At 69.6% G+C, this 280-nt stretch carries 1 pseudogene; it reads right to left on the reverse strand.

Annotation, left to right across the window (positions count from 1 at the left end):
• Positions 1-280 (reverse strand): annotated as a pseudogene (locus KUM49_RS49400) (hypothetical protein); the annotation flags it as partial.

Below are 280 nucleotides of genomic sequence, written 5' to 3' on the forward strand. Positions count from 1 at the left end.
CTGCTGGCCGTCCCGGACGCGTAAGGCCCCGTAGACCCAGGTTTTCTCGGGTCCGCGGCTGTAGTCGAGCTCGGCTTTGATCCGGTGTCCGTCGGGTGACCAGGCGGGTGCGGGCGGGAAGGTCCGGGGGATCACCGGCCCCAGCTCATCGGCGCAGATCACCGTCGCGTCGTCGGGCGGGCGGGTGTAGAGGCCGATGATCCGTGTCCTTTTGGGACGAAGTCCGGGTCTTTGGAGCGCATCCAGGACCGTGTGCGGCGCCAGCGCACGCCCTCGGCGA

Origin of the sequence: Streptomyces sp. AC555_RSS877 (assembly GCF_019049245.1) — a bacterium.
In the GTDB taxonomy this organism is placed as follows: domain Bacteria; phylum Actinomycetota; class Actinomycetes; order Streptomycetales; family Streptomycetaceae; genus Streptomyces.